General features: G+C 66.3%; 6 protein-coding genes. 3 read left to right on the top strand and 3 right to left on the bottom strand.

The window, feature by feature from the left end:
• From VGD20_RS12285 to ald, 3 genes are all read right to left on the bottom strand, one after another.
• Nucleotides 1-612, bottom strand: a 612-nt coding sequence (locus tag VGD20_RS12285; protein WP_331134718.1) for an alpha/beta hydrolase family protein, incomplete at its 3' end; no start/stop codon positions are given.
• A 37-nt stretch (nucleotides 613-649) separates the two neighbouring features.
• Entirely contained in the window at nucleotides 650-880 is a 231-nt protein-coding gene (locus VGD20_RS12280) for a hypothetical protein (protein WP_252171143.1), read from the bottom strand.
• 23 nt (nucleotides 881-903) lie between these two features.
• Nucleotides 904-2,019: an alanine dehydrogenase gene (gene ald / locus VGD20_RS12275; RefSeq protein WP_331134717.1), complete on the bottom strand. Its 1,116-nt coding sequence runs from the start codon at nucleotides 2,017-2,019 to the stop codon at nucleotides 904-906.
• A 158-nt stretch (nucleotides 2,020-2,177) separates the two neighbouring features.
• Here ald and VGD20_RS12270 point away from each other — a divergent pair, with 158 nt between their 5' ends.
• The 3 genes from VGD20_RS12270 to VGD20_RS12260 form a co-directional block, all read left to right on the top strand.
• Entirely contained in the window at nucleotides 2,178-2,678 is a 501-nt protein-coding gene (locus VGD20_RS12270) for an Lrp/AsnC family transcriptional regulator (RefSeq protein WP_331134716.1), read from the top strand.
• A gap of 103 nt (nucleotides 2,679-2,781) precedes the next feature.
• The gene (locus VGD20_RS12265; protein WP_331134715.1) at nucleotides 2,782-4,134 is read left to right on the top strand and encodes a methyl-accepting chemotaxis protein; all 1,353 of its coding nucleotides are present in this window, start codon (nucleotides 2,782-2,784) and stop codon (nucleotides 4,132-4,134) included.
• Between the two features lie 52 nt (nucleotides 4,135-4,186).
• On the top strand, nucleotides 4,187-4,490 hold a 304-nt coding region (locus VGD20_RS12260; RefSeq protein ID WP_331134714.1), incomplete at its 3' end, for an SDR family NAD(P)-dependent oxidoreductase.

Here is a 4,490-nt window from a genome sequence, read left to right as displayed (position 1 = left end):
CATCTGGTCGACCTCAGCCTGCGAATGGCCGTTGACGATGAGGTGATTGGTCGAGGAAAAGAGCATCTGCACATCCGCCGTGACGACGGGCGCCGAGACGGCGATCACGAACGCGATATCGGGGCTGCGCGATGCCGCGAGCGGGCCGATCCATCCGCCTTGGCTCAATCCCCATATGCCGATACGCTTCGGATCGATGCGCGCATCGCCCTTCAGGCTCTGCGCCGCGGCGATCGCATCGTCGGCCAGGAGCGTAAAGTCGCCGCCGGCCGTTTTCGTCCCCGACTGCCCCGACCCGCGCCGGTCATAGGCGAAGACCGCGATGCCAAGCGCGGGTAGCGCTGTCTTGAGATGATCGTACAGCGATGCGGTACGGAGCGGCGACGAGGCGCTATGCGTGACGACAACCGCCGCCACCGGCTTGCCGCTCGCCGGCATATAGAGCGTTCCCGCGAGTTCGGTATCGCCGCTCGCGAACCGGCGCTCTTCCGTCGTCACCCGCGTCGTCGCGGGCGCACTCCATGGCAGAGGCGCCGCGTCGGGCTTCGCGATGACGGGCTGGAACGCCGCCAGCCCCGCCATGACGACGCAAAGTCGAGCGGCGGTTCGCATCAGGACACCCGCACGCCCGAAGACGCCGGGACCAGCCTCACTTGATCTTGCCGCGGTTCGCGTAGAGCAGCGCCGCGATCACCGCGGCCGAGCCGATGCCGAGCCCGGCCGCCGCCGCGGTCTTCCAGCCGCGCTTGCCCTTGCCCGCTTCCTGATCAGCGGCTTGCGCCGCCTCGGCGGCTTCGCGCTGCTGCTGGCGTTCGCGCGCGGCGCGCAGCACTTCATTTTCTTCCTCTTCGGGCGGGGGAGGTGCCACTGGCTCGGTCATCGTCTCTCTATATCCTTGTCTTATCAGGCGAGCGCCTGTTCGACAGGCACATAATCGGTTCCGACCGCTTCGGCTACGGCCTCGAACGTCACCTTACCATCCCAAACGTTCAAACCCTGCGCAAGATGCACGTCACGTTTCAAAGCTTCTTTCCAGCCCAGATCGGCGATGCGCAGCGCGTGCGGCAGCGTGACGTTGTTAAGCGCATAGGTGCTGGTGCGCGCGACCGCGCCGGGCATGTTCGCGACCGCATAATGGACGATGCCGTCGACGACATAGGTCGGATCGGCGTGCGTCGTCGCGTGGCTGGTTTCGAAGCAGCCGCCCTGGTCGATCGCGACGTCGACGAGTACCGAACCGGGACGCATCGTGCCCAGCATCTCGCGTGTCACCAGCTTCGGCGCCTCGGCACCCGGGATCAGCACCGCGCCGATGACGAGATCGGCCTCGGCGACGCATTCGGCAAGGTTTGCGCGGTTCGAGAAACGCGTCTTGGCGCGCGCCTCGAAGAAGGTGCCGACGCGTTCGAGGACTTCGGGGTCGCGGTCGAGGATGGTGACGTCGGCGCCGAGGCCCGCCGCCATCTGCGCCGCGTTGAAGCCGACGACGCCGCCGCCGATCACGCACACCTTGCCCGGCGCCACGCCCGGCACACCGCCGAGGAGCACGCCGCGGCCGCCATGCGCCTTTTCGAGCGCGGTCGCGCCGGCCTGGATCGACATGCGGCCCGCGACCTGGCTCATCGGCTTCAGCAGCGGCAGGCCGCCGTGCGGGCTGGTCACGGTTTCATAGGCGATGCACACCGCGCCCGATTTCATCAGGTCGCGCGTCTGGTCGGGATCGGGCGCGAGGTGGAGATAGGTATAGAGGATCTGACCCGGGCGCAGCATCGCGCGTTCCACCGGCTGCGGTTCCTTGACCTTCACGACCATCTCGCACGTCGCGAAGATTTCTTCGGCGGTCTGGACGATCTCGGCGCCCGCTTCGACATAATAGCGGTCGTGCGCACCGATGCCTTCGCCGGCACCGGTCTGGACCAGCACGCGGTGGCCGTGGACGACGAGTTCGCGCGCGCTCTCGGGGGTCAGGCCGACGCGATATTCGTGATTCTTGATTTCCTTGGGGGTGCCGATGATCATGGTCGCTCTCCGGATATGGATGTCGTCGGCGATCGACTGCGGCCGCCGAAAACTTGTCGGCGCTTTTAACAGAAAAGGGGTGCGAGGTGCTTGCATATCCCTCGCGGATTCGCGACAGCATTGCACAAATTTTGCGTGAACTGGACCAAGGGCGCAATATGATTGACCGGATCGACGTAAAGCTGCTCGACTTGCTGCAACGCAATGGCCCGCGTCCCGCCGCCGAGCTCGGCGAAATCGTCGGGCTGTCGGCATCGGCGTGCCACCGGCGCATTCGCGCGCTCGAAGCGGCCGGAATTATCACCGGCTATGCCGCGCGGCTGAACCCCGAGAGCATCGGGCTCGGGCTTGATGTGTTCGTCGACATCAGCCTGACGTCGCAGAGCGAAGAAGCGCTGACCGCGTTCGAGAGCGCGGTGAAGAGTTTCAACGAGATCCTCGAATGCCAGCTGTTGTCGGGGGCGTCGGACTATCGGCTCCGCGTCGCGGCGCGCAACGTCGCCGATTTCGACCGGTTGCACCGCCACTGCCTGTCGCGGCTGCCGGGGGTCGCAGCGATGCACAGCGCCTTTGCGCTGCGGACGATCAAGGCGTTCGAGGGCTATCCGGTACCCTCCCCGTCCCCGGGCGCCGAGGGGAAGACCCCGGCTTCGGGTTAACACCGCCTTTACCGTTTCTATCGCATATCCCGTTCACCAGTTTCGCGGACGCATGCGGGCGGCAGACTCGCGCGCTTTTTGGATCGATCAGGGAAGCAGGATCATGGTGAAGGAAAATCCGATTCACAAGCAGCAGATCGATCCGGTGCCGATGGCCGATCGCTTTCCCTATTACGACCTCGACGGACGCCTCGCCGCCAACGCCGCGGAAATCCACGTCATCATCGCCGGCCGCGAGGAAGCGATCGCCGCGGCCTATTGGGACGCGTTCAACGCGCTGCCCAGCGTCGACCGCCGTGTCGATGGCGAGTTGCTCGACTCCTATATTCGCGGCAGCGCGCGCCACACCGTGGCCAAATATTCCGATGCCGCCGGGCAGGAAGTCGCGACGATCGCGTGCCAGAATGCCCATATGGCACGGCGCGTGAAGCTGCCGCTCGCCTCGGTCATGTCGTGCATCGCCGAAAGCCAGCGGCTGACGATCGAATATGTCGTCGAAGCCTGTTTCGGCGATGCCGAGCGGTTGACGCGGCTGACCAGCGCGGTGAACCGCCTCGCGCTGCTCGAACTGGACATCATGCAGCGCTATGCCAACAAGCTCGACCGCGCGGCCTTTTCGAGCGAGCGACAGGCCCTCGCAGGCGACTTCGACCGCTCGATCGCCTCGCTGGTGCAGGATACCGACGGAGTCCGCGATCAGCTCGCCAGGCAGGCGGCCTCGGCCGACCAGGCGGCGAAGGGCATGATCGCCAAGACGAGCGAAGTCGCCGCCGCATCCGAACAATCGGCGATGGCGATGCGCGAAGCCGCCTCGACCGCCGCGGGCCTGATCCGCGCGATCGAGGATGCGCGCAGCGAAGTCGAAGCTTCGGCTAGCGTCGCGACGCGCGCGTCGGAACAGGCGGGCGAGGCCGTCGCGATGTCCGAAACGCTATCGCATCACGCCGAATCCATCGAATCGATCCTGGGCCTGATCCGCGAAATCGCGGGCCAGACCAACCTCCTCGCGCTCAACGCCACGATCGAGGCGGCGCGCGCGGGCGAATCGGGCCGCGGCTTCGCCGTCGTCGCGCAGGAGGTAAAGAGCCTCGCGAACGAAACGGCGCGCGCGACCGACGATATCGCGGGCAAGATCACCGCGATCCAGCAGGCGACGCGCGGGTCGGTGAGCGCCAACCAGTCGATCCAGCAAACGATCGTCGAAGTCCAGCAGTCGGCACAGCGCATCCGCGACGCGATGGACGCGCAGGCGCAGACGGTCACCTCGATCACCGCCGCAGTCGACGAAACCGCGCTCGCCGCCGATTCGATGTCGTCGACGATTGCGAGCATCCGCAACGATTCGGGCATGGTCGCGAGCGAGATCAGCGTGCTGAGCCAGGAATTCGCCAAGATGGGCGGCCGGCTGCAGCAACTCGAACAGGCCGCAAGCGAATTCAGCCGCCGGGTGGCGTAACGCTCCGCTTCCTTTGCTTGGCAAGCCCTGCCCCGCTGCCTAAGGCGGGGGCATGACGACGCATATCCTGATCACGGGCGCCAGTCGCGGCATCGGCGCCGCGATCGCCGAGGCGTTGACCGGCGACGCGACGAAGGTTGTCGCGCTGTCGAGCGCCGATGGCGACCTGTCCGATCCCGCGACGCCCGACCGGCTGTGGCAGGCGAGCCTCGACCGCCTCGACGGCCGCATCGACGTGCTCGTCAACAACGCCGGGGTGTTCGAAGCCAATCCGCTGGGCGATCCCAACACCGACTGGCTCGCAAACTGGAACCGCACGATGCAGGTCAATTTGACCGCGAGCGCGCAACTCTGCC

This window comes from Sphingopyxis sp. (assembly GCF_036402335.1).
Lineage (GTDB): Bacteria > Pseudomonadota > Alphaproteobacteria > Sphingomonadales > Sphingomonadaceae > Sphingopyxis.
This window is presented reverse-complemented; position numbering and strand designations above follow the sequence as displayed.

What these genes read in the sequence shown, in the direction of transcription:
- ald (WP_331134717.1), bottom strand. Translation starts at nt 2,019, where the DNA reads ATGATCATCGGCACCCCCAAGGAAATCAAGAATCACGAATATCGCGTC.
- VGD20_RS12270 (WP_331134716.1), top strand. Translation starts at nt 2,178, where the DNA reads ATGATTGACCGGATCGACGTAAAGCTGCTCGACTTGCTGCAACGCAAT.
- VGD20_RS12280 (WP_252171143.1), bottom strand. Translation starts at nt 880, where the DNA reads ATGACCGAGCCAGTGGCACCTCCCCCGCCCGAAGAGGAAGAAAATGAA.
- VGD20_RS12265 (WP_331134715.1), top strand. Translation starts at nt 2,782, where the DNA reads ATGGTGAAGGAAAATCCGATTCACAAGCAGCAGATCGATCCGGTGCCG.